Below are 2,670 nucleotides of genomic sequence, written 5' to 3'. Positions count from 1 at the left end.
ATATCAGATTGCGCTTATTAAGTCAATATTATCTATTTTTATAAGATTAATATTTATGCTTTGTAAAATTAAAGTCCACGCATCGCAGATAAATTCCTTTAAAAATTTCCAAAAATTATTTTTTTAAGCTAAAAGTTCTAAACAGGAAGTTCTAAACAAATAGAGAAGAAATACACTAAAAACAAAAAAATTAGAAAAAGCGGGTGACAGAACTGAAAAATCAGTTCTGTATTATCTTGGCGAGATTTTCCAGGAACTGAAACCCAATTCTTGTCCAATGATTCAAAGTTTTGGAAGGCTGAATGATGTTTACAGAGGGTTTTTCCATTTAGGCCCTTTTTGCTTCACTCTCAGGGTTCATGATCTCATTAAAACATGTGCTGCAGATGTGTTTGTCATCGAGACATGTTTCTTCAAAGTTAACTTTGGGGCCACCTGGTTTTGTGGTTGCCTCCCTGAATACATAGAATTTTTCATTAAATTCGATTGGTTGGCCACATCTCGAACATACGAAAGGTGGATTCTCAACCGAATCAATTGCACATTCAATGCATATCAGATCGGACTTATCTCCATGAACCTCTTTGAACTTTATTGGTTTCATATCCAGGCTGGTGTCCACAACCAGTACATCTTCCAGCAGTTCCCGACCACAAATATTGCAATGCTCTTTCATTGTGTTGCCTCCTGTGTCCAGAGGATTTCTCACCAAACCTTGTGCTGAGCCTACACAAGGCTTCAATGTCTCCGTGTTTGCACTCAAATCATATTCCCCAGTTTCAGCTTATTACTCATATTCATAACGAATCGGGCTGTTTTTCACACCGTTAAGCTGTGTTTTACCTGCCGACGTTGTCTTGCCAGCATATCAACCTCGAGAAGATCGATCCAGAGCTGGAAAAGCAAACAATACGGATTAACAAAAAAACGTTTTTTATAATGTCGTCTCGAAAATATTTTTCGTATTTGAATCGAAACAACATTAGAAGACACTTTACAAAAATGCACTTTAAACCGCTTTCTAGTCTCTGGTTTTAAACTTCCCTATTAAAATATAGGTCTTGAAGCTATATACAGTTATTGATTTTGATCTATAAGTTAGGGGGTTTCCCGAATAAATGGTGGACTACACAATCAGAAGAAAAATAAAATATGTGTATTAAAATTATCTGCAGTTATTTCTTTTGATCAAAGAGTAGGGGGCTTCCCGAATAAATGGCGGACTAAATAAACAAAAGAAAAATAAAAATACAGTATTATCTTCATGAAAGTGCTTAATGGTCATAATAAAGTTGTGAAGCAAACAGAATTGAAATCATTAAGCAAACAAAATAAAAGTAGTAAGTAGAATGGAGGTTATCAAGCAACAGAAAAGAAGTTACTAATTTAAAAGCTATAAAGGAAGAAAATAAAGGGAATAAAACAAAGAATTTTATTCATCTTTGATCAATACATAAGACGATAACGAAGATTACTCAAAAGGGTTCGAAAAAATGCTTAAGCAGAGATTTGTGCTGGATACTACAGCATTAACGGACCTGCAGACGCGTGAGGTTATGGGCTATGCTTCCCTTTGCGAGGGAATGAAAGCGATTCTTGACCTGATAGCCGATGCTCGTCTGCATTTCGGGATAAGTTGCTACGTGCCCTATCCGTCAGTATATAAAGAGATGTACGAATTTGCAAGCCGCAACGGCTGTGACAGGGAGGTCGTGGCTAAAATAGATACCTGGCTTGTAAAAAAATCTCCTGACCGGTATAGAGTTAGCGTAACTTCTCAGATCTTTCATGAATATGTTGCCTATATGCGGGAAAGAATTAACCGGGGAATGGGAGTAGCTGAGGACGCGATATGGGAGGCAGCTACTGAATGCCTCTTTATGGAAAATCCACAAAACAAGAAAAAAGAGTATAAGGAAGAGGTTGAGAGGGAAGTAATTGGAGGGATCATTGGCAAATTCCGGAACAAATATCGAGCTGCCCTGAGATATGGGATTCTTGATAGTGCTCCTGATATTGATGTTCTTATCCTTGCCAAGGAGCTTGATGCCGCAGTAATTGCAAGCGATTACGGGATTGAAAAGTGGGCTGAACAGCTTGGAGTTCGCTTTGTACCTGCAAATGTTTTTCCCATGATGATACAGGAGTACCTGAAGCATCTTCCGGAAAACGAAAATGAACCAGAGTACGAAAACCGAGGCAAAGGCAAAGACGGGCCGTCGGGAGAAATAGAATTTATTTAATAACTTTGATTTTTCAAAACTCAATAATGATCAAAATCAAAGCCTGGATTAATGAATATCCGGGTACTATCATATGAGAAACTTGAAATTAGTCAGATTAGAGGCTTGAAATTTAGTCCGATAAGAAGCTGGAGGTTTAAATAAGGGGACTTACCTTCAGGCAATGCCTCGAGCTATGAGTCTTAGTGAGAAATAGTAGACACCAATTTTATCAAGCCTTAAAAGAGTTATGCCTTAAGGAAACCGTACTTTTTAAATCGTACTTTTAATGAAAAGCGCCTTTAAGGAGATTGTATCTAAGAGAAGCCGTATTTAAAAAAACTGTATTTAGGGAAACTGTATTTAAAGAAACTGCATTTAGGGGAACTGCATTTTAAGAAACTGTATTTAGGAGAAAATGCATTTAGGGGAACTGCATTTAAGGGAA

Annotated in this window: 2 protein-coding genes; one reads left to right on the top strand and one right to left on the bottom strand. The window is 37.3% G+C overall.

All coding sequences use genetic code 11. The features are described from left to right. Positions 1-328: 328 nt before the first annotated feature. A complete protein-coding gene (locus tag A9239_RS13475; protein ID WP_048156809.1) occupies positions 329-676 on the bottom strand; it encodes a hypothetical protein in 348 nt (115 codons plus the stop codon). 817 nt (positions 677-1,493) lie between these two features. Here A9239_RS13475 and A9239_RS13470 point away from each other — a divergent pair. Beyond that, positions 1,494-2,243, top strand: coding sequence for an RNA ligase partner protein (locus tag A9239_RS13470; protein ID WP_048154769.1), 750 nt, complete (start codon positions 1,494-1,496; stop codon positions 2,241-2,243). The last annotated feature ends 427 nt before the right edge of the window (positions 2,244-2,670 follow it).

The sequence above is a fragment of the Methanosarcina sp. A14 genome (genome assembly GCF_001729375.1).
GTDB lineage: Archaea > Halobacteriota > Methanosarcinia > Methanosarcinales > Methanosarcinaceae > Methanosarcina > Methanosarcina barkeri.
This window is presented reverse-complemented; position numbering and strand designations above follow the sequence as displayed.

Coding starts and splice junctions, on each gene's coding strand:
- A9239_RS13475 (WP_048156809.1), bottom strand. CDS start 676: ATGAAAGAGCATTGCAATATTTGTGGTCGGGAACTGCTGGAAGATGTA.
- A9239_RS13470 (WP_048154769.1), top strand. CDS start 1,494: ATGCTTAAGCAGAGATTTGTGCTGGATACTACAGCATTAACGGACCTG.